This window comes from Mycobacterium sp. smrl_JER01 (genome assembly GCF_048513595.2).
Classification (GTDB): Bacteria; Actinomycetota; Actinomycetes; order Mycobacteriales; family Mycobacteriaceae; genus Mycobacterium.
Genome location: NZ_JBLXXK020000002.1, coordinates 173,928 through 195,816, shown reverse-complemented (window position 1 = coordinate 195,816; position 21,889 = coordinate 173,928). Strand labels below are relative to the sequence as shown.

Genomic DNA, 21,889 nt, shown 5'->3' with positions numbered 1-21,889 from the left:
AGATTCGATGGCGAGCGCGGCGCCGCCGAGAGACAATCGCCGCCGCCCACGTCCGGCGTGCGGGCGGCTGCCACGACCCGTGAACGTTCACGGCGTGTCTAGCCCATCGCATGACGGAGGGTGGGGGTCATCAAGGAGATATCCGAAGCCATTGAGCCGCATATCCGTTCGGAGCGGTGGGCTCGGTCGATTAGCTGATAGCCATTTCCTGAGCGCGGCGGCTTGGTGCTCGCGGGAGGCATCGACCACGCCGGCGTCGTCGAGAACGAAGTAACAGAGGGTTGCTTCGCCGTAACGACCGTCGATCATGCCCACGTCGGCAGTTGCCCTAACGTCGGCTGCCGCGACGCGAATTTCGAGGAGCGTCCAATCGGCGGGCGATCCTGAACCTGGACGCCGGCGCAACCATTCCTGGAACTCCACGTGTAACGCGGACGGCAGGGGGTGCCCGCTGCGGGATAGGGCTGTGACCACCACCAGTAGGGCCTGGCTCGGCTCACCAACATGTAGCGCCGTGAGCGCGGCCAAACGCTGCTCTTCTGATAGGCAGGGTTCGGCGGCCTCCCACATCACCTCAGCCATCTCGAAGTCTCCCCTGATCACTTCGACGGCCCAGGCGATTCGCCGACCCACCTTGGCTTCGACCGCGGGCGCATCTGCCTCAGAATCCGAACGTCCTGCGAATGGCGTTGCATCAGAATGGAATGGCGTACTTTCTCGCTTTTCGGCATCATGGCGGGCCGTTTAGGTGCGCACTTCGACGTCGTCGATCCTGGTGACGTCGCCGTCCTCGGGACCGTGCGCGCGACCCACGTGGGCTTCGGCGCGCATCCGCTCGACCATGTGCGGGTAGTGCAGCTCGAAGGCTGGACGCTCCGACCGGATGCGGGGCAGCTCGGTGAAGTTGTGCCGCGGCGGCGGGCAGCTGGTGGCCCACTCGAGCGAATTGCCATAGCCCCACGGATCGTCGACGGTGACGACCTCGCCGTAGCGCCAGCTCTTGAAGATGTTCCACAGGAACGGCAGCGTCGAGGCGCCCAGGATGAATGCACCGATGGTGGACACGATGTTCAGCGTGGTGAAGCCGTCGCTGGGCAGGTAGTCGGCGTAGCGGCGCGGCATGCCCTCGTTGCCCAGCCAGTGCTGCACCAGGAACGTGGTGTGGAAGCCGATGAAGGTTAGCCAAAAGTGCAGTTTGCCGAGGCGCTCGTCGAGCAGGCGGCCCGTCATCTTCGGGAACCAGAAGTAGATGCCCGCGTAGGTGGCGAACACGATGGTGCCGAAGAGGACGTAGTGGAAGTGCGCGATCACGAAATAGCTGTCGGTGACCTGGAAGTCGATCGGTGGGCTGGCCAGCAGCACACCGGACAGGCCACCGAGCAGGAACGTGACGATGAAGCCGATGGAGAACAGCATCGGTGTCTCGAACGTCAACTGCCCCTTCCACATCGTGCCGATCCAGTTGAAGAACTTGATGCCCGTCGGTACCGCGATCAGGAATGTCATGAACGAGAAGAAGGGCAACAGCACCGCACCGGTGGCGTACATGTGGTGCGCCCACACCGCCACCGACAGCGCCGCGATACCGAGCGTCGCGTAGATCAGGGTCGTGTAGCCGAAGATCGGCTTACGGCTGAACACCGGGAAGATCTCCGACACGATGCCGAAGAACGGCAGCGCAATGATGTACACCTCTGGATGGCCGAAGAACCAGAACAAGTGCTGCCACAGCAGAACACCGCCGTTGGCCGGGTCGTAGACGTGCGCGCCCAGGTGGCGGTCAGCGGCCAACGCGAACAATGCCGCGGTCAGGAGCGGAAACGCCAGCAGCACCAGGATCGAGGTCACCAGGATGTTCCAGGTGAAGATCGGCATCCGAAACATCGTCATGCCCGGCGCACGCATACACACCACGGTGGTAATCATGTTGACCGCGCCTAAGATTGTGCCCAGCCCACCGACGATCAGGCCGAGAATCCAGAGGTCGGCGCCGGCGCCTGGTGAATAAATGGCACTCGACAAGGGTGTGTAGGCGGTCCAGCCGAAATCCGCAGCACCACCGGGGGTGATGAACCCGGCAGTGGCGATCAGCGCGCCGAAGAGGAAGAGCCAGAACGAGAAGGCGTTCAGTCGCGGGAACGCGACATCGGGGGCGCCGATCTGCAGCGGCAGCACCAGATTCGCGAAGCCGAACACGATCGGGGTGGCGTAGAACAGCAGCATCACGGTGCCGTGCATCGTGAACAGCTGGTTGTACTGCTCGTTGGACAGGAACTGCAGCCCCGGCACCGCCAATTCGGTGCGAATGAACAACGCCATCAACCCACCGATGAGGAAGAAGGCGAAACACGCGACGCAATACATCATGCCGATCAGCTTGTGATCGGTGGTCGTGATCAACCGGTAGATCAGGTTGCCTTTCGGGCCCATCCGGGCAGGAAAAGGACGGCGTGCCTCCAGTTCCGCGATCGGTGGCGCATCGGCAACCATTGAATCCCTTCCGCCACGCGCCGGAACGCGCTCCCATTATCTACTGACTAGATACGTAGGATACTCTACGGCGGAGCTTAGTACTACCTTGCGTAGCTGCGCCATCCCGGATCCGGGCGTGAGCCACATCGCCCGGTGACGGGTGCCCCGCCGGGGCGGGTGCAGAGCACTCGCGCCCGCTCCGGCCAGCGCTGAAGGGTCGTTTTCTGCGCGCGCGGCGTTGCGCTATCCGGCGACGACGGGAGTTGTTTCGAGGTGGGTCGCCGAACGACATCCATCCTTGGCGATCGTCCGTAACTCGCAATCTACTACGTACGTACCAAGGATCGAGATTGTGTGCAGCGCTGCGTTCTGACGTAACCAAACTGATTGCGCCTCAACCCTTTGCGCGAAGCATGTTGCCATGCCGGGGGGACCTCGCTACGGTCGGCGGCTTGCCCAATCGCGGGCATTGGGTTAGCGTCTCGCCAACCAGATAACGAATTGGTAACGGCAAAGGATCGTCTCGAAGTGGTGCATCACCGGATCGCGCAACCAAACGCGCCGGCCGATCTCGCCAACGACGTCACCGAGATCATCGCCCTCGGCGAGTTCGGCGCGATGCTGGATATGCCCAACTATTGCACTGATCCCCTTGCCATCGAGCTCGCGGTGTTGAACGCACCTGAACTCGACGACCTCAACGATGTGGTCGACGAGTCTCCGCGGCTGCTCCTCTCACCGAGAGATGCTTCGAAGTCAGAACCGCCGACCGTGCCAATCCCCGTCGGCGGGGCAAGGCTTCCGGGAAGCCCACTTCCGTCTCACCGGGCGCTGTCGGGCGCTACCGTCCGCGCTTCTTGTGGGGCGCATCGAAAAATCCCCCCGGCCACCGGCGCGGCGCACAGCAGGCTGGTCGTCACGGCTATCGCCGTTGGCGCGATCGCTGCCGCAGCGAATACAGCGGTCAACGCAGCCGATGCGCAGCAGCCGGTTTTGGTCGCAGACACTGCGGCGTCCCCGGCTGCCCTGCCCGACCCTTCGGGGATGCAGATCATCCCAGTGGCGAACAGCTTTGATGCCGGGATCCATCGACAGGAGTTGGCCAACGGGGCGGCCTACGCTCAGGAGCGGGCACAGCGGGAGGCACGACTTCGGCGCCCACAGTTCGTTTTTCCTTCCCGAGGCATCTTGACATCGGGCTTCGGAGCCCGGTGGGGCACCCTGCACGCCGGTCTCGACATCGCCAACGCCGTCGGTACTCCGATATACGCCGCATCAGATGGCGAGGTCATAGCTTCCGGTCCGACACCGGGTTTCGGCATGTGGGTCAAGATTCGTGCCGGGGACGGCACCGTGACGCTCTACGGGCACATTGACACCACCATGGTGCAAACCGGCCAGCGGGTGATGGCCGGCGACCAGATCGCCACCATGGGCAACCGAGGCAATTCGACAGGACCGCATCTGCACTTCGAGGTGCATCGCAATGGAACTGACAAGATCGACCCGATGGCGTGGTTGGGGGAACGGGGAGTACCCGACGGCTAGGCGCCCTGGAGAGGCCGGGCGATCCGAGGGGTCGAAGGCCCGGCCTCATGGCCGGCAGCATTCGCGAAGTGCATGCCCGCCGCTGAAGGCTACCAGCTCAATTACTGACTTCCTCAGTAGGATCCTGCCTGGCCCGGCTGGCCGCTGCGAGGTTGCAGTCGGTGCCGCGCGCTCACTTCAGCGTCGGCACGCCGATCGACACCGTAAGCTACCTACTGACCAATTCAGGAGGTTCGATCATGGCTCGGGTGCGTGGCTTCGGAGAACTCGAGGCGTCGATCATGGATCGCCTCTGGAACCGTGACCCTGACGCCGACACCACGGTACGGGACATCTTCGACGAGTTGAGCACCGAACGCCACATTGCGTACACCACAGTGATGTCGACGATGGACAACTTGCACAGCAAAGGCTGGCTGTCGCGTGAACGCGACGGCAAGGCTTATCGCTATCGGCCAACGCTGACTCGCGAGGAGCACAGTGCACGACTCATGCTGGAGGCACTGAGCGGCGGCGGTCGATCCGAGGCGATCCTGAGTCATTTTGTGGCGCAGATCGACGCGGAGGAATCCGCTGATTTGCGTGCTGCGCTGCGGCGTCTGGCCCGCAAGTCGGGTCGCTGATGACCGTCGCGGCGGCGTTGCTGCTGTACGTCGCGGCAGTCCTGTACACCGGACCGAAGGTGCTGGTTCACATCACGGCCGACGGCGGGGCTCCGCGCCTGGCGATAGCCGCGTGGATCACAGCTGTCGTGACGGTGATCGGCTGCGCGGTCGCCGCCGTCGCGCTGCTGCTCATCGAGGCCGCTGGGCATTGGGACAGCCCCGACGCGCTGCTCGTCACGTGCCTGGAACGTCTGCGCGCCATTCTCGTCGGCCACGCCGGGTGGCCGGCCCGAACCGTCGCAACCGTCGCGGTAGCCATCGCCGTCGGTAGTCTGATCGCCGTCGTCTTTCGAATCGGCCGCGCTCTGGGGCGCATGCGCTCCCACACTTTCGCGCATGCCGACGCCGTACGCCTGGTGGGCAGGTCGTACGGCAGCGATGTCGTGGTCATCGAAGCATCCGAGCCTGCGGCGTATTGCGTGGCGGGCCGCCCACCGGCGATTGTGGTGACCTCCGCAGCTCTTGCCGCACTCAATGAAGACCAACTGGCTGCCGTTGTCGCCCACGAGCGTGCTCACCTAGATGGCCGGCACGCCTACGTCGTCGCCGCGACCCGCGGCCTGACCGCCGCGCTGCCCACCTGCGGCCTCTTCGCGAGCGCCGCCAGCCATATCAGTTCTCTATTAGAGATGTGCGCCGACGACGCGGCCGCTCGTCGCCACGGCCGTCAGCCGCTGCTCGCTGGCTTGTTGACCCTCTCGGGCGCCACCACCCCGGCGCACGGTCTGGCCGCCGCCGGTATCGCCGTGCTCGCTCGTGCCGAACGCTTATTGAAGCCACCACGAAGGTTTGCCCGCATCCGCACCCAAGTCACGCTCAGCGGTGCAGTAGCAGCGATGGCCACTACACCGTTGGCGATCGTCGCTCTGTCCCTAGCGGGCGTGTTGATCTGCTTCGCGTAGACGGCTCACGCGCCAAACGACTTCCCGACCGACCGTTGGCGCGTCCTAATACGGTGCTGGACGGCGTCCTTGTTGAACTTGCAGCTACGCAAGGGGCTTGGTGCTTGTACTGATAGCTAGACGCCCATGAGGTGAGCGGCGGCCGGGTCGGCTACGAGCAAGGCCAGCACCGCCAAACTCAGCGCCAGCAATAGCGCAGTCGCGATCCATCGGCGAGCTAGCCGACCCGCCGACCGCGCGTGATGCTGGTGTGGCCAAGTCGACCGCGGTCCCTGGCAGGACACGGCCAGTGCACTCTTCACACCACTAACCTACTATGTGACTACGTATATGACCATTGCTTGACTGTCACGCGGCACCAGGTGCGGCGATGGTCCCCTAGCGCCGGATAGTCGAGCCTGCGCCCGGGCGCCTAAGGCATTCATCGTCTCCTCCTCTTCTATGCCAGTGAATTCGGAATAGACTGCGTCAGTGAGGATTCCGTAAAGACCCGATTACCGATCCATGCGGTATGGGCGGCTCTCGCAGCCGTTGCAACCATCGTTGCGCGAATGCGCTGATACACAAAGCCCTCGTCGCCAGGTCGCGGGCCAGTATCTCGAATTGATGATCAGCAGCACGGTTTACGATTCCGGCCGCACCACCGGATGCAGTTAGGGCGGTTCTCCGGGGATGGCGATGTGCGGCGACCTAGGTCCGGCGCCAGGATATTGCCCACGTCTCGTCGTGGCGGTGTTCGGCAGATGGGCAGCTGGTCAGCGCTGTTGGTGCAGTTGGCGCAGAAATGCGTTGTAGGCAGCCAATTCCGCGTCGTCGCGTTCGACGTCGGCCTCCCTCTTCACCGACTCCAACTCCTCGTCACGGCGCCATCGGATGGCGAAGATCACCGTGGTCAGCAGGGCGACCGGCTCGCCGTAGGACCACGCCAAGGCGCCGGCGACCCCCTGGTCGGCGACGGGGTCGACGTTCCAGTCCGGCGGAGGTTGGGCGAAGGTCTCGGTGAGCGTCCGAGGCGCCATCATCAGGATGACGCCGATGAAGACGTGCAGCGGCATCTCGACGAAGATGTCGAAGAAGCGTCCGAGGTTGCTCTGCCGGACCGGCAAGGGACCGGTCGACAGGATCGGCACGATGAACAACAGGCCGCTGACTAGGAAGAACACTTGCAGTGTGACGTGTCCGGCCACGCTGGCCGCCGCCGCGTCGAACAGGTCGGAGAGGTACAGGCCGTAGTAGCTCAACAGGAACACCGGAATGGTGAAGCCGGGGTGCAACACGATTCTGCTTGCCCGGCAGCGCAGTCCGCCGAGCGCGGAGATGACGACGTAGCGTCCGAGTCCACGATGGGGCGTGGACCTCAGTAGCAGCCTGCCGGGCGCACCCAGCACCAGCAGCGGCGGGACGAGGATCGAGAGCGTGAGGTGCTGGAACATGAAGGCACTGAACAGTCGGTAGCCGTAGCCGTCGATGGCCAGGCCCGTCACCGCCGCCAGGGCGATACAGCCCGCCAGGAAGCTCGCCGTCCGTTTCCACGCCCACTGGCGGCCCCGCGATCTGACGACGCGAACGGCGAGCAGGTACCAGACCGCCAAAACAATTGCTAATACGGGCAATAAAGGAACCGGTGGTACTAGCCAACCGAGCATCGCCCAGAGCGACGGCGGCGAGGTGGGGAGCACCACCTGACCAATCACGGTGCCGCCTTCCGTCGAGTCGCACCGTTGCGCCTGAGCCTCGGCCGGGCCCCGCGGTGACGTGCGGCCGGGGCGGGGTCACCGTTCACCGCGGTGGTCCGGAGCCGGTTGCGGTCTCGGCGGCGAGCCGACGGACCACCGGTTCGAGATCCTCGGCGAGCAGCGCCCTCAGGAACACCGCGGCGACGCGATGTGACCGGTCCAAGACGATGGTGGATGGAATAGCGGTCGTGGGATACCTCGCGCCCAAAGCGATCATCGTGCGCATCGGTGGGTCGTAGATCGATGAAAAGGTGACCTTGCGATCGACGATGAAGTCAACCGCCGCTTCGCGATTGTTGTCGCGGACGTCGATGCCCAGGAAGGCGACTCCCTCGTTGCGGGTCGCGTCGTACACCCTTTGTAGTTCTGGCATCTCGGTTCGACAAGGACCACACCACTGACCCCACACGTTGATCACAACCACCTTCTCGGAGAAGTCATCAAGTGACAACGTGCGGTCAGGGTCCATCAGGTCGGGTCCGCTTATCGGCCCCGGCCGACCACGACTCAGCGGCGGGTCATAGAAGATGTCGACCTGCCCGCCCGGCGACACGAACTCGAATGTGCCACCCTGCGCGACGGCATCGGCTCCGCTGGAGCATCCGGACACTGCGGCACCGAGCAGTACCGCGCTCAGGCCTGCAGCGATGCCGCGCCGCATCAACGGTGACCAACGTGTCGGGGGTCGCCGCCGGCACCAACGCTCAACACCCATGTCCAGCCGCGACCGCGACATTCGAGGCGCATCGGTCAGTCGATGAGTCATTTGAGCGCCTCTCACGTTCGCTCGTTGAGATATAGGCCTGCCGACTCGAAGCTGCGCAACGTAGGGCGTGAACTTTGGCGACGACACAACGACCTCCGTTACGGGACGTTCGGCGGCGACCCTGGTGCAAGAGCCCGCTGCGCACGCCACATCCTACGTAGGGACTACGTAGGATGTTAGTGCACCGGCTTCACCCGAATGACCGGACTGGCATGGTGGGCCGGATCGACCATGCTCGCGATCCATCGGCGCAGAAGCGTTCACTCGCCGTTGAGGTCACGGCCCCCGGTTGAGGTGATGGCGTGCAGGTCTGCCCGCTCTCAACATGATGACGGCGATCGCGACCAGTCCCGCGACGGCGCCACCCAGGATCCACAGCGCCGGGTTCGCGACTTCGGGTTGGTCGGGGTGCGTGTCGTCGTAGGAGTGTTTGGTCGGCGTTGAGCCCACGGGTCGTGGCGGAGCTGTCGAGGTGGCCTGCGCCGACGTCGGCTCCGCGGCGACGTTCGCCGCGACCGTCGAGGCGAGTCCGAGGAGGGTAGCCACGACTGCGACGACAACGGCCGCCCGCGCCGGCCACCTTCGGGATCGTCGACACCTGCGCGGCGTGCCCCCCGTCATCTCACGAAGTAGATGACGGCAAAGAGCGCGATCCACACGATATCAACGAAGTGCCAGTAGTAAGACACCACGATGGCGGCGGTCGCCTGGGCGGGAGTGAACTTACTCATGCGCGTGCGCACAAGCAGCAGGATGAACGCGACGAGACCGCCGATCACGTGCAACCCGTGGAAACCCGTCGTGAGGTAGAAGACCGACCCATAAGCGCTGCCAGCGATCGTGGTTCCCTCACGCACCAAGCTGAGGTACTCGTACCCCTGGCCGAGCACGAAGAACAACCCCATGACGAACGTGACGACGTACCACCGGCGCAGGCCGAACACGTCGCCGCGCTCGGCGGCAAATACACCCATCTGACAAGTGAACGAGGACGCAATGAGGACCAGGGTCACCGGCACTGCGAGCGCGAGGTTTAACTCGGTGGGTGGTGGCGGCCACTCCTCGGCCTGAGCGCGAGCGGTGAAGTACATCGCGAACAGACCGGCGAAGAACATCAGCTCACTGGACAACCACACGATCGTCCCCACGGCGACCATGTTGGGCCGATTCAGGGAATGAACCCGTGCCGTGATGGCGGTGCCACTTGTCATGTCGTTCCTCGTCGAGCCAAGTCCGCAGACGGTCTACTGAGTTCCTACCTACTATTGCACATAGTAAATATGTGATAGTAGCGGCGTCAGGTCCATGGTTCGCCTGCCCGAAACATGCTGCGGAAAGGCGGTTTTGAGCGGTTCCTCATGCGATGGAGCGCGCGCGATCGAAGTGTACGGCCGCTGAGCGATGCCGCGCGCGTGGACATTGGACGCAGTTACTCGTAATCTTTCCGTGACCTACGTAGCTAGACCATAGATGTCCCTGCGGGGTGAGGACTGGTGTTTTGAGGATGAACCGCCATGGCGCGGTATGCCGATCGGCGGGTGCTCTCGTCGTGGCGATCGTGCTGGCACTGACACTCGGCGACTCGGCCGGCGTCGGGTGGGCCGACCCGGCTGCCGATGCCTTGGCCCGCTTGACGGAGCTCTCTCGGGAGGCCGAGCGGACCACGGAAGCGGTCTATTCGGCCGAACTCGACCTCGCGGCGAAACTCACGGCGCAGCGCAGGGCTGAGGATCGTCAACGCGCCGAACTGGCGGCGATGACCGCGGCGCGAGCCGACCTCGGTGAGTACCAGACCGCCGTGAACCAGGTGGCAGCTGCGTCTTACATGGGCGGTTCCACCAGCACAATCAGCGCGGCGCTGACCGCGGAGTCTCCGCAACGCCTCCTCGACGAACTCTCGGCGAGCAAGGTGATGGCCACTCAGATGTCGGACCGTATCGAGGCTTTCCGCGCCGCATCGACCCGTGCCGACGACGCAGCGCGTGCGGCGCAGTCGTCGGCGCTGGCAGCTCGTACTGCCACGGAGCAGGCGTCCGCGGTCAGCGCAAGCCTGCAATCCAAGCAGAGCCGGCTGCGAACACAGATCGCCGAAGTAGAGGCGCTATATCGCGCACTCACTCCCGACCAACGTGCAGCGCTTGCCGATCCCGGTCCCGTGCCGCCCACGCCGCCGGCCCCCCCAGCGGCAAACCCGGCCATCATGGCGATGCCCGAGGCGATAGCGCCGGCGGGGCCGGGTCCGTCCAACTCAGCCGACGGGGCCGCCGTCGTGCAGGCGGCGTTGACCCGTGTGGGTGCGCCCTACTCGTGGGGCGCGACAGGACCAGATGCCTTCGACTGCTCGGGGCTCATCAAGTGGGCATTTCTGCAGAACGGCAAATCGCTCCCCCGATCCAGTCAGGCGCTCGCGGCGGGCGGACAACCCGTGGCGACGACCGCGGTACAGCCTGGCGACATCGTCACCTTCTACTCGGACGCCTCACACGCGGGCATCTACATCGGCGACGGGAACATGGTGCACGCCTCGACGTACGGCACTCCGGTGAAGGTGGCGCCGATCTCGTCGGCCCCGATCTACAACGTGCGCCGCTACTAGCCGGCTAGCGTTGTGTTGCCCGCCCCCACGGTTCCCAGGGAATGTTCCATCGCCGAGTCCGTCGGTCGGTACCGGACAGGGTGGTCCCACCGTGTTGACGGCTTCGACGACTATGCGGCGTTTGGTGTTGTCGTACGTTTGGTGTTGTCGTAGAAGCCCTTGCCTGCAAGGGTGCCGGTGTTGAGGCACGCGTGACTGGCGTTGGCGTTGGCGTTGCCAGACCAGAACATACACTCAGGTGCGCGGACCCCGTGTTGGCGCGACGGACGCGAAGCTCAAGGAGGACCGTGAACCTGGCCACTCGCACCGTCATGACCACACTGGCGGCGCTGGCCTTCTGGCTGTCCGGGGTCGGGGTTGCCGCCGCGCACACCTCACTCGTTGGTTCTGACCCGGCCAAGGACGCGAGCGTGACGTCCCCATTAGCCGCCGTCGTGCTGAACTTCTCCGAGGAGATCAATCCGGCGTTCGCTGACGTCGCCGTCACCAGCGCCGATGGTCGCAACTGGGTGTCCGGGTCGGCAAGCGTCGAAGGGCCGCGCCTCACCGTCGCCGTCGGACCCGACCGACTCACAACGGGCCTATACACCGTCAGCTACCGCGTGGTTTCAGCAGACGGCCACCCTGTCTCCGGCGCTTACACCTTCACCATCGCCAGCGTCCCCGAACAGACTTCACCCACAACCGCGCCAGCCCGTGCAGCACCCATCACCGCTGACCCGTCTCCCCCGGCGCCCGCCGGTTCGGACACCAAGGCGTCTGTACTCACAGCGGCCGGCGTCGGTCTCGCGCTCGGAGGTGCGATCGCGTTCTGGCAACATAGGCGAAACCGCCGGAAGAAGGCAGCAAAACACCCCGGATCTGAAACCGGGCCCTCACGTGGAGAACAAGACACATCACCTCCTTCTGGTCGGAGAGACTGAATGGGCTATGAGCAGTGGACCTGACGCTGGGCCAGTGATGTCTTGATAGGGGTATGGGCAATCAAGAAATGATGCGCCCCAGACGATCACGGGCGCTGACGGCTGCCCTTCCTCGACAGGTTATGTGATTAGCAGGTCTGAACCTGGCAGGCTACCGTGGCTTTTAGTGACTGCCCCAGACGCCTTCACGGACGACCAGCGGCGGCCGCTGCGGATCGAGATCGTCGTTGTGTTGATGGTGACATTCGCTCTGAGCGCCTATACCGCGATCCTGGATCTGATCGAGGCGGTGCTGCTCGGCCTGGCGGGGCAGACCATAGCGCTCAACCCGCGCCGCTCCGCGTTCGACCTCATTGATCTCGGCCTTAATCTGGCGACTGTTTTCCAATTGGTCGCTTGGGGTCTTCTAGCGGTATACCTTTTGTGGCGCAGTGGTTTTGGGCCGGCAGCAATCGGGTTGGGCCGACCACGGTGCCGGGTCGACCTGCTCGGTGGCATCGGGCTCGCGGCCCTTATCGGGCTGCCCGGCCTGGCGCTGTATCTTGCCGCCCGCGCATTGGGTCTCAGCGCATCGGTAGTGCCCTCGGAACTGAACGACACGTGGTGGCGCATCCCCGTCCTTATTTTGGTGTCGTTCGCCAACGCCTGGGCCGAAGAGATCATCGTGGTGGGTTTTCTGCTCACCCGGCTGCACCAACTGCGGGTGCGCCCGGTCACCGCGCTCGTGCTGTCAAGCCTTTTGCGCGGCACCTACCACCTGTATCAAGGGTTCAGCGCCGGGCTGGGCAACGTCGTAATGGGTCTGGTATTCGGCTACACGTGGCGGCGCACCGGTCGGCTGTGGCCACTGATCATCGCACACGGTGTCATCAACACGGTGGCCTACGTCGGCTATGCGCTGGTCGCGGATCAACTGAACTGGCTGTATTGAGTTCACCGCAACCCTCCTGGGACCTAGCCCAGACCGACCACCCGCGGCGCGGGCCTAGAGCTGGCAGTCACAACGCGATGCCGAGATCCCAACGCGGATCCGTCACCGCCGGCGGTGATGCAGAGCACCGGCGATGCCCTCACCGTCACGCTGCCGCGGTCTAGACGGGCGTGGTGGCCATCAACACCGACTGAGCCGCCGACTATTGCCTACGTAGCCGTTGTTGCTCAAAGAACATTGGCGTCCCGACGTGCACACGATCTCGAAGGACGGCGTCGGCTCAGGCTCTGCGAGAAGGCCTTGCATGATCGTGATCTCCCGCTGCTGGGTAACCCCAATCGATCGGGGCAGCGCGACGGCCGCTGCCCATGTCCTCGAAACGCGCGATCACGCGGGATTAGACATCCCACCGTCGAGCCTCGGCTCTGGTATTCCAAGATTGCGCGTTGCCCGCTTGAGGTCGAGCGGGGCGATGGGCTCTGCCACCGCTCGGACGTCTGCGCCCACAACACGCAAGGTGAACCCCCGGCTTCAGGCCCGTGGCACAATGGCTTCGACCAGAATGGCTTGAGGGAGTCCAGTGTCGCTGGTGCGTGTGCGGGTTGTCGCCGTTGTGGGCGTGACCGCGATGCTGGTGGCGTCCAGCTGTTCGTGCCAGATCGGCACCTCGATGCCCGAAGGTATTCCGCCACCCTCGGGCGCCCCGGTGCCCTACATTGACTATCCTGCCCGCGGCCGACCCGCCGACCAGTTGCGCGTCTGGGCTGCCCAGCGGGCGCCGGCGCTGAATATGCCGGCTACCGCGCTGGAGGCATATGCCTATGCGGCCAGAGTCGCCCACGTCGAGAACCCCGACTGCCAGCTGGCTTGGACGACGCTGGCGGGGATTGGCATGGTCGAGAGCCGCAACGGCACCTTTCGCGGCGCTACCATCGCCCCGAACGGGGATGTCACTCCGCCGATTCGTGGTGTACGCCTTGATGGCTCGAACGGCAATATGCGCATCATCGACAACGGCGGCGGCTCGCCCGACGGTGAGCCCGGATTCGCCCAGGCGATGGGTCCGATGCAGTTCATCCCGGAGACTTGGCGGCTGTATGGGGTCGATGCCAACAACGACGGCGTCGTCAGTCCCGACAATGTCGACGATGCTGCGCTGTCGGCCGCCGGCTATCTCTGCAATCGCGGCGGCGACCTGGCGACGCCACAGGGGTGGATGAAAGCGCTGCGGGCTTACAACCAGTCTGATCCGTACGCCCGCAGCGTGCGAGACTGGGCCACAGCCTATGCTTCCGGCCACTCTCTGTAGCCACTTCGAGGTCGCCGAATCTATGCGGTCGCGCGCATTATCGACACATAGATGTGGCGCGGCGGCGGGTCGCGCATAGGATCGAACTGCCATCTGATGAGGCACTCGTAAGGTCCAGTCGATGGACCCGACCGCCAGTCTGAACCACTCTGCTGATGTTTCCTTGTTATGCCGAAACCGAAAGGGAACGAACACGATGGAGAAGCACATCATCTGGCGCGGCCTGTTGGCTGGCGCCGGCGCGGGAGTACTGGCGTTCGTGTTCGCGCGATTATTCGCTGCGCCGCAAACTGCACGGGCAATCGAGTACGAAGATGGCGTGGGTGCCGCCCGGGAGGCCATGGATTCGGCGGGGGGACACGCCGGCCACGGAGAGAACGTCGAGCTGTTCACCCGCACGGTGCAAATGAACATCGGCATGGGACTCGGTCTACTCGCGTTCAGCGTCGCCATTGGCGCCTTGTTCGCGGTGGTGTTTGCGGTGGCATACGGCCGTGTCGGCGGTGTGTCGGCACGACTGCTCTCGCTCTACATCGCGGGCGGCATGCTGCTGAGTTTGTACGTCGTACCCAACTTGAAATACCCCGCCAACCCACCAGCGTTGAGTCTTGACCAGACCGTCCGTGAACGCACGCTGCTGTACGTGTTGATGGTGGTGCTCTCGGGGGCGCTTCTGATCGGCGCGGTGGTACTGGCTCGCCGATGGGTGACCAGGTTGGGTGCCTTTAATGGGGTGTTGGCCGCCGCTGGGGCCTACGCGGCGGCGATGGCAATCGTCATGTTCGCACTGCCGACCATCAACGAAACACCGGCACCGCTGCGCGACGCTACAGGCGCGATCGTCTATGAGGGCTTTCCCGCCGATGTCCTCTACTATTTCCGGCTTTACGCGCTCGGCACCCAGGTTGTCATCTATACGACGATCGGCCTCGTGTTCGGCGCGATGACGTCGCGGCTAGTCGCGGATCGCCAAAAAACGAGCAACTAACTGTGGCGCCCGATTCCCGGCCATGCAGGCGCCAGCGTCAGGGCAACAAGTCCAACCGCAGTGACTTCGCGGTACCTCGCGCTGAGATCTTCCACAAGAAGGCGAACTGGCGGCGTCGGCCAGGCAAGCAGGCCGCTCCCTCGTCGCGGCCTACAGGTCTATCAGCTGAGCCGGGTTGAACGGTGAGCGGGTAATCAGCCCGCGCGACCGCGCTTCGTGAGCCGGGTCAATGGGTTAGCGAAACGCCCTTCGCTGTCCGCGAGCGTTGTGCCGGGTGGTCAGGACGGCATAGCCCGTTACGGTCTCGGTTCGCCACGCCGAAGCGGGTTGGGGCCCGCCAGGCGCTGACTACTGCTGCTCACCGAGAGCGTTCTTGATCGCAGCGCCCAGGTCTGCGTAGGTCTTGATCTCTATTTGCTTTCCGTTGACGAAGAATGTGGGCGTGCCCTGCACGCCGAGGGCGGTGCCGTCGGCGACGTCCTCTTCGATTCGATCGAGGGTGGCTGGAGCGTTGTACGCCTCCTCCCACGCGGCCACGTCGAGACCTAATTCCGTTGCAAATCCGCGGAATACCTCGTCTGCGGGTACCTGCTTTTCGCCCCACTGACTCTGCGTCTCGAACATCTTCTTGTACATGGGTTCGAACTGGCCTTGCTGCGCTGCCGCTTCTACCGCGCGCGCCGCGCGTTCTCCGTTGAAGTGGCCAGGCATCGGAAAGTACCGGGCGACGAAGGTGACTTGCTGGCCGTACTGGGCGCGCAGCTGCTCAACGGCGGGGAACGCCGCGCGGCACCCTTCGCACTCGAAATCGAGAAACTCGACAAAGGTCACATCGCTGTCGGGCGCGGAACTGAGGCGATGACTGTTCTCGCGGACTACCTGGGCTTCGCCATCAGCCTGTGTTCCACCTGATCCTGCGGTTCCGCCATCTCGGGTCGAGAAGTACACACCGGCACCGATGGCGACAGTGATGACTATGAAGAAAGTCAGCAGAATTCGAGTCAGTGGATTCACGCCGGCAGTTCCTTTCGCTCCGTAGCGCTCTGTGAGCCTGAGCAATCTACGGTGTATCTACGTAAATATTTCTACCACGATAGCTCTCCCCCACGTTCAAGCGTTCCGCACTTGCCCTTCCCACTCCGTTTCAAGGCTCAGAGTGCGTCGCGAATCAACCATGCATAACGCCATGGCTCCTAGCTTTGCAAGGAGGCTCTAGAGCCCCCGTATCGCCACAGCGGAGTTCATCCGCATATCCACCAAATCATATTATTTTTCAACAGGTTTCGAGACTCATCGGTCTTGAACACTGTCCAACTCAACGTCGGCAGACACAGACCTCTCGCGACGACATCAGTGCTGAGCCCTCGCCCGCCGATGCTTGCTGACCACCTTCCGTCCCGCCGCAGCGCACCGCTACCGCTGGCACTGGCACACCCCCCTTTCTCAGTTGTTGTCCGCAGACGCTGGCGACCTGCTGCCAGGATTGAGACTGTGACCGGCACCCCTCCAGTACCCGACGAGCATCCGTCGCCTCAAACGCTGCCCGAAGTTGGAGCCCGCACCGCGACGGTCCTTGTGTTCACTTCTTCGGCTGCGGTGCTGGTGGTAGAAATCACCGCGCTGCGGTTGCTTGCGCCGTACCTCGGGCTGACCCTGGAAACCAGCACCCTGGTCATCGGAATCGCCTTGGCCGCAATTGCCCTTGGGTCCTGGGCGGGCGGCCGGCTTGCCGACCGCGATGATCCGCGCCGCTGGCTGGGGACATCGCTAGGGGTATCAGGGGTAGTCGTGGCCTTCACGCCTTCCGCCGTCCGCGCGGCGGCCGAATGGGCACCTGCGACGCTGTTGCTAGTCGCGACGCTCACGATTCTGGCACCCGGAGCGTTACTATCGGCGGTCACACCGATGGTGACCAAGCTGCGCCTGATCAAGCTCGCCCAGACCGGCACCGTTGTCGGTCAGTTGTCTGGTGTAGGCACCATGGGTGCCATCGCCGGCACCGTGCTTACCGGATTTGTCCTCGTGTCGCGGATACCAGTGAGCGTGATACTCATCGGACTCGGATCGATACTGGTACTCGGCGGCATCGTTGTGCAGTGGCGCATGCGCCGACGGAACACCGTAAGCGCCACCGTACTAACGCTTACAACCGTCGGCGCCGGCCTGGCTGGCTACGTCGCACCCGGCGGTTGCGACGTGGAAACCAAATACCATTGCGCCCAAGTCATCGCCGACCCGGAGCGAGACAGCGGCCGAATCCTCATGCTCGATGGCGCGCGCCACTCGTACATAGACCTCCAAGATCCGGCTCTCCTGCAATTCACCTACGTGCGCGCCTTTGCTTCGGTCGTCGACGCATCCTTCCCCTCCGAGAAGGCATTGGAGGCATACCACCTTGGTGGGGGCGGCCTCACCTTCCCGCGGTACCTTGCTGCTACGCGGCCAGGAACACGCAACGTGGTGTCCGAAATCGACGGCGGCGTGGTGCGCATAGACCGAGACAAACTCGGATCGGCTTCCAACGCTGGGACACAGGTGCGCGTCGAGGACGGCCGCCTGGGCCTTGCGCGGCTCGATGACGACAGCCGTGATCTGATCGTCGGCGACGCCTTTGGCGGCGTGAGCGTGCCATGGCACCTGACGACGGTGGAAGCGTTGACAGACGTACGCCGAGTCCTCAAAGACGACGGTATGTACATTGCCAATCTCATCGATTACGGCGAGCTGGCGTTTGCGCGTGCCGAAGTCTCAACACTCACAGAGATTTTCGATCACGTCATAGTCGCCGCCGAGGCCGGCGACGTCGGCGTCGATACCGCTGCGACACCCGATGGTGGCAACCTGGTCGTGCTCGCTTCCGATCGACCAGTTGACCCGGACACGCTTCAGCGCGTTCTGAACACCCGCAAAACCGGGTGGACGATCACTGCCGGCAAAGAACTCAGCAGGTGGATCGGCGACGCGCGAGTTCTGACAGACGACTACGCGCCCGTCGATCAACTTCTCGATCCCTACCGTCGACAGACCGGCGAGTGACTTGTCACGCTCAGCCTCGATCGAACACTGATCAGGGACGCAAAGCGCTGCCACTCACCCATTCATCCCAGGGCACAGACCAATCTCCGTTCTGCCACTGTTCCAGCGGTGCGCCGCCGGTATTGCGGACCTCGACAACATCGCCCGGATTGGCGAACTCGTAATACCACTCGGCGTTTTCCGCGCTCAGATTCAAACAGCCCGCCGACACGTTGGTGTTTCCCTGCGCCCACACCGTCGCCTCGCGCTCATGCAGGTAGATGCCGTCAGGACTGATCCGCACCGCGTGCGGGACGCTGATCTTGTACCCCGACGCAGAATCGACGGGCAATCCGTAGGTCGACGAGTCCATCAAGACGGGATTCTGCTTCTCCATCACCGTATAAACGCCAGGCTGGGTCCAAAAGGCAATCGTCTTGCCCCCGACAGTCTGCGTCCCGCCCCGGCCCATCGACGTCGGCATCGTGCGGACCAAACGGCTGTTTTCGTACACACTGACCTGTTTGGTCGTGTCATCGGCGACCGCGACACGAGACGGTCCGATCCGGAAACTGACCTGCTTGTCCTGTTCTCCGAATAATCCACCACCCAGATCAGTGCCGTAGAGATCGGCTTTGACCGTGACCTCAGTACCGGAAGGAAAATACTCACGGGGCCGCCAGTGCGCCTTGCGATCGTTGACCCACATCCAGGAACCGGCTAGGTGGGGTGACGTTTTGACCTCAAGCCGCGATTCGGCCGCAGCCCGGTCCGGGATGTCGGCGTCGAAGGTTGCCACGATCACGGTTCCGACACCGTAGACGCCGCCCTCCGACAGCGACGCTCCGTTAGTCATGCCCAGCCTGACCCCGACCTGGGATTGCGGCGCGACGGTGGAGAACTCCGAAACGGACGTGACGGTACGGGAGTCAGCCCCCTGGCCCGTCGCGCTGAGCCTGTAGGACCGCCCGTATCCGAGTGGCTCGGCGGGCTCCCAGGCGCGTCCGCCCCCCACCATTCGGCCGGCAACGACCCTGCCCTGTTCGTTCTGCATACGCACATCGGTCAGGGTCCCAACAGTCGCGGTCACCTTCACTGCTCCGACAGGGACCACATCGCTCGCGCCTGTGCGGGGGAGAATCTCGATTGCGGGAGGCCCGGGTGCGGCCTGCGGCGTCTGCTCAACCTCCACAGCACCGGGCGCAACCACCGTATTCGACAGCCGAGAGTTGAGCGCACTCGTCTGCGATGCCGTCACGAGTACCGCGACAGCCGACAACACGCTCAGCGCCACTACCTGTCGTCGTTCACTCAACACTTTCATCACAACAATCCGTCGGGTCCCGCTCCTGCTACTACGTACCCACATAGTAGTTGGTGGGACGACCAACCGCCGTTCCGGCGCGGTGGGATAGCAGAAGGGCGGCGCCCAAATCCCAAGCGGCTGACCAACCGGTGTCGGCGATATGGGTATTACGCCGTCGGCGGGACCCACCTAAAAATAGGCTCACCCTCCGGCTTAGACGCCAGCTGGACGGCCGCTTCGGGAGCTCGCTCGAAGTAACACTGTGGCGGAATCCCCCGACAGGATTCCGCCACAGTGCTTAGTCGGGATCGGTCCCACCTCACCTGACGGGTCCACAATCTACTATGCCACTCAGTAGGACGTTGAGAAATCTGCGAGAGAGGCTGTTATCAGCCTCCGAACAGAAGGTAGAGACCGGTGAAGGTGTAGCCGACCATCGTCAGCATCATCGCCACCTGACCGGTGATCTGATGCTGTTGCGGCAACAACCGCAAAGCGCGATCGTGCGCAGAGATCACCGCCACGATGTGCCCCACGACCACACAGGCAACCTTGATCGTCCAGAGCACTGACGGATGTTGAGACAAGACGTAACTGACGTCATCCGGCGCCAATCCGAACAGTCGCCAACCCAGGCCGAACGGATCAGCCAAGCGCACGACAGTTTCCTGTCCGCGTTCGACGAGGTAAGACAAGTAGTGGGCGAATATGTAGCCGACCACGATGGGTATCAGCGAGTGCGCTAACTGGCCGGGAAGTCGTTGGCGCTCCTGAGGGCTGATGCCGCCGGTTGCTCGTGCCGCACCCCAGAAAGTCGTACCGACAACCGCGACGAACACGACCAATGCCGTTGTCCGCAGCACGGTCGCACCGCCGGCGTCTCCGAAGAACGGAACTCCTGTTGCGGTGCGATCAACGAAGTTTCGGAATGCCGGAGCCTGGGAGAAACTGTCGAACGCAGTAGAGCCCAGCAGCACCGCCAGAACGGCGACGGTTCCAGGACGCACCGGCAGCGTCGGTAGATGATCGAGGGGATTGATGAGTTCTATTCGTCCCGATGCCGGCGCACGCCGAAAAGGTGATAGCCGCGATACCGCCATGCTGTAGACCTCGAACGGGTCTGCCCGCGCGAACCACCGTGCGCCAAAAGCCCACGCACCCAACCCCATAGCCAGTGCGTAAATTAATAGCCATGTCTTGATGGCAGCCAGGGAGCCCGGGTCAGGGCTGGCCAACTCCAGCCAGACAAAGGCGAAAAGCCCGAAGGCCGCCGGCCAGTAACCCCAGTGTTGCGGGTAGGAGCGGCCCGAGCTATCGGGACCCTTTCGTCGAACGATGCCGTAAATGCGATAAACAGTGCGTGGCGGCGACAGTAATCGCCAGACTGGGCCGACGCAGACCGAGAGAGCAACGAGCCCGACCCAAAGTAGGACGTAGAACGCGCCGGGCAGAGCGTTGTCGCTTCCGGCGGGGCCCCATATGGCGGCCACCAGAACCCATAGCGCAAACAGCAGTGCCAATATCGCGATGATCCAGCGCGCCGTCGGAGAGTCGACGGCACGGCTGACCCAGGCAGGTAATTCGCGGCCGGGCTTTGCGGGGTCGAAGCGCGGGTGCTTCCAAGCGAGGGCAACGATCGCGAAAGTTGCCGTCAGGGCCCATGCCGCACCGATGAGGGCGAACGACAGCGGTACAGGAAGGTCAGTGGAACCTCCTACGCCGTGCGCGAAGATTTCGACGTGCGGAGTCACGGCCGAACTTGGATGGTGACGACAGTGCGATTGAGGTCGTGGAGCTCGATGTCGACTTGTCCGGGCACATCGACAGTGAACTCGAAAGTCTGATCTGGGCGCGGTTCGATGCTGAAGGTGTGCTCAGGTATTGAGTGGACGTGCAGTTGGTCGGCGTCGTCGCTGGTCACCTGCAGCACAATCGGCTTTCCGACTGTGGCTTGCGCTTGGCCGTTCGTCGGAGTGACCGTCCCCCCGGCGATCGAGACCACAACGAGGGTGACGTCAGTCGCTGGTGACGCCTGTTGGGGCCGAGGCGGCTCCGTGGAGATCGTCGTGGCGGCTGTCGACGCAGCCTGGCTGGTCGACGATGTTGAATCCGTCGTCGTGGATCCGCAGCCGACTAGGGCAGATAGCGTCGCCGCAGCTGCGATGGCGGCGCTGAACTGGAGTGTCCGAGCGATCATGCGTTCTCGTTCCTCTCGACGACGGGGCTCTCCGCGGAACCTGGTTCGCGACGTCGGTTCCGACGGGCAGTAAAGAAGACGACACCAACGATGACTAATGCAGGCGCGAACGCTGGAAGCGACATCCACAGGCCGACGTCGGTAGCGAGGTAGGAGATCGCCGGAGGATTCGCGCCTCGACCGGCTTCGCTCGCTAGAAGGTCGATCAGCACCGTGGGCCACCGATCGCCATGGACATCAGCGACACCCCCTTCGACGCCAACCATCCGATAGCCCCGCGCGCCGGGTCGGGACTCATCTCCTCCGACGCCTACGTACTATCGCCGTACTTTGTGAGGACGAAACATACCGGAACCGTCGGTACCGAATTTCTTCAGGTGAGCCCAACCTGGCCAGGCATCGATGGTGCCCGTCGTTCCGCTGTTGACCGACGGCAGCGGGTCACCCCTGACCGGCATCACATGGTCGGCGACGACTTGCGTGCACGAGTCGCTTTGAGCCGTTCGCGCAGCCGTGAGTCACTCACATCCCCTCA

19 protein-coding genes are annotated in these 21,889 nt (G+C 63.6%); 9 read left to right on the top strand and 10 right to left on the bottom strand.

The features are described from left to right. Positions 1 to 87: 87 nt before the first annotated feature. Both ACNUDN_RS29160 and ctaD read right to left on the bottom strand, forming a co-directional pair. Entirely contained in the window at positions 88 to 582 is a 495-nt protein-coding gene (locus ACNUDN_RS29160) for a hypothetical protein (protein WP_041801146.1), read from the bottom strand. Between the two features lie 162 nt (positions 583 to 744). Further along, positions 745 to 2,490 (bottom strand): aa3-type cytochrome oxidase subunit I, encoded by a 1,746-nt coding sequence (gene ctaD / locus ACNUDN_RS29155; protein WP_011896139.1) that lies wholly within the window; start codon positions 2,488 to 2,490, stop codon positions 745 to 747. A gap of 510 nt (positions 2,491 to 3,000) precedes the next feature. On the opposite strand from ctaD, the gene ACNUDN_RS29150 reads away from it, so the two are divergent. The 3 genes from ACNUDN_RS29150 to ACNUDN_RS29140 all read left to right on the top strand — a co-directional run bounded on the left by ACNUDN_RS29150 (position 3,001) and on the right by ACNUDN_RS29140 (position 5,587). Continuing rightward, complete coding sequence (locus tag ACNUDN_RS29150) at positions 3,001 to 4,020, top strand: M23 family metallopeptidase (protein ID WP_011896140.1); 1,020 nt, start codon at positions 3,001 to 3,003, stop codon at positions 4,018 to 4,020. 239 nt (positions 4,021 to 4,259) lie between these two features. Then, positions 4,260 to 4,643 carry a BlaI/MecI/CopY family transcriptional regulator gene (locus tag ACNUDN_RS29145; RefSeq protein ID WP_041801148.1) on the top strand — a complete coding sequence of 128 codons (384 nt, stop codon included), beginning with the start codon at positions 4,260 to 4,262 and terminating at the stop codon, positions 4,641 to 4,643. Continuing rightward, positions 4,643 to 5,587, top strand: a complete 945-nt coding sequence (locus ACNUDN_RS29140; RefSeq protein ID WP_011896142.1) for a M56 family metallopeptidase — start codon at positions 4,643 to 4,645, stop codon at positions 5,585 to 5,587. The genes ACNUDN_RS29145 and ACNUDN_RS29140 overlap by 1 nt, the downstream gene beginning before the upstream one ends. A 755-nt stretch (positions 5,588 to 6,342) precedes the next feature. Here ACNUDN_RS29140 and ACNUDN_RS29135 read toward each other — a convergent pair. From ACNUDN_RS29135 to ctaE, 4 genes are all read right to left on the bottom strand, one after another. Then, a complete protein-coding gene (locus tag ACNUDN_RS29135) occupies positions 6,343 to 7,233 on the bottom strand; it encodes a cytochrome c oxidase assembly protein (RefSeq protein ID WP_233211219.1) in 891 nt (296 codons plus the stop codon). 133 nt (positions 7,234 to 7,366) lie between these two features. Then, complete coding sequence (locus ACNUDN_RS29130; protein ID WP_041801095.1) at positions 7,367 to 7,984, bottom strand: TlpA family protein disulfide reductase; 618 nt, start codon at positions 7,982 to 7,984, stop codon at positions 7,367 to 7,369. 381 nt (positions 7,985 to 8,365) lie between these two features. Then, a complete protein-coding gene (locus ACNUDN_RS29125; RefSeq protein WP_233211215.1) occupies positions 8,366 to 8,635 on the bottom strand; it encodes a hypothetical protein in 270 nt (89 codons plus the stop codon). Positions 8,636 to 8,706: 71 nt separating this feature from the next. Continuing rightward, positions 8,707 to 9,300 carry an aa3-type cytochrome oxidase subunit III gene (gene ctaE, locus ACNUDN_RS29120; protein ID WP_011896146.1) on the bottom strand — a complete coding sequence of 198 codons (594 nt, stop codon included), beginning with the start codon at positions 9,298 to 9,300 and terminating at the stop codon, positions 8,707 to 8,709. 293 nt (positions 9,301 to 9,593) lie between these two features. Here ctaE and ripC point away from each other — a divergent pair, with 293 nt between their 5' ends. The 5 genes from ripC (at position 9,594) to ACNUDN_RS29095 (ending at position 14,836) form a co-directional block, all read left to right on the top strand. Beyond that, the gene (gene ripC / locus ACNUDN_RS29115) at positions 9,594 to 10,685 is read left to right on the top strand and encodes a peptidoglycan hydrolase RipC (RefSeq protein ID WP_011896147.1); all 1,092 of its coding nucleotides are present in this window, start codon (positions 9,594 to 9,596) and stop codon (positions 10,683 to 10,685) included. A gap of 287 nt (positions 10,686 to 10,972) precedes the next feature. After that, complete coding sequence (locus ACNUDN_RS29110; protein WP_233211216.1) at positions 10,973 to 11,608, top strand: copper resistance CopC family protein; 636 nt, start codon at positions 10,973 to 10,975, stop codon at positions 11,606 to 11,608. Positions 11,609 to 11,774: 166 nt separating this feature from the next. Beyond that, positions 11,775 to 12,539, top strand: a complete 765-nt coding sequence (locus ACNUDN_RS29105) for a CPBP family intramembrane glutamic endopeptidase (protein ID WP_041321994.1) — start codon at positions 11,775 to 11,777, stop codon at positions 12,537 to 12,539. Between the two features lie 580 nt (positions 12,540 to 13,119). Continuing rightward, complete coding sequence (locus ACNUDN_RS29100; RefSeq protein ID WP_011767854.1) at positions 13,120 to 13,848, top strand: lytic transglycosylase domain-containing protein; 729 nt, start codon at positions 13,120 to 13,122, stop codon at positions 13,846 to 13,848. Positions 13,849 to 14,044: 196 nt separating this feature from the next. Next, positions 14,045 to 14,836, top strand: a complete 792-nt coding sequence (locus tag ACNUDN_RS29095; protein ID WP_011896150.1) for a CbtA family protein — start codon at positions 14,045 to 14,047, stop codon at positions 14,834 to 14,836. 348 nt (positions 14,837 to 15,184) lie between these two features. Here the strand turns inward: ACNUDN_RS29095 and ACNUDN_RS29090 are convergent, their stop codons facing one another. Beyond that, positions 15,185 to 15,850, bottom strand: coding sequence for a DsbA family protein (locus ACNUDN_RS29090; protein ID WP_011767814.1), 666 nt, complete (start codon positions 15,848 to 15,850; stop codon positions 15,185 to 15,187). 477 nt (positions 15,851 to 16,327) lie between these two features. Here ACNUDN_RS29090 and ACNUDN_RS29085 point away from each other — a divergent pair, with 477 nt between their 5' ends. Beyond that, entirely contained in the window at positions 16,328 to 17,872 is a 1,545-nt protein-coding gene (locus ACNUDN_RS29085; RefSeq protein WP_011896151.1) for a fused MFS/spermidine synthase, read from the top strand. Positions 17,873 to 17,903: 31 nt separating this feature from the next. On the opposite strand, the gene ACNUDN_RS29080 is transcribed toward ACNUDN_RS29085, so the two are convergent. The 3 genes from ACNUDN_RS29080 to ACNUDN_RS29070 form a co-directional block, all read right to left on the bottom strand. Continuing rightward, complete coding sequence (locus ACNUDN_RS29080; RefSeq protein ID WP_099247463.1) at positions 17,904 to 19,220, bottom strand: L,D-transpeptidase; 1,317 nt, start codon at positions 19,218 to 19,220, stop codon at positions 17,904 to 17,906. Between the two features lie 326 nt (positions 19,221 to 19,546). Beyond that, positions 19,547 to 20,908 carry a hypothetical protein gene (locus ACNUDN_RS29075; protein WP_011767811.1) on the bottom strand — a complete coding sequence of 454 codons (1,362 nt, stop codon included), beginning with the start codon at positions 20,906 to 20,908 and terminating at the stop codon, positions 19,547 to 19,549. Further along, entirely contained in the window at positions 20,905 to 21,354 is a 450-nt protein-coding gene (locus tag ACNUDN_RS29070; protein ID WP_011767810.1) for a hypothetical protein, read from the bottom strand. The genes ACNUDN_RS29075 and ACNUDN_RS29070 overlap by 4 nt, the downstream gene beginning before the upstream one ends. Between the last annotated feature and the right edge of the window lie 535 nt (positions 21,355 to 21,889).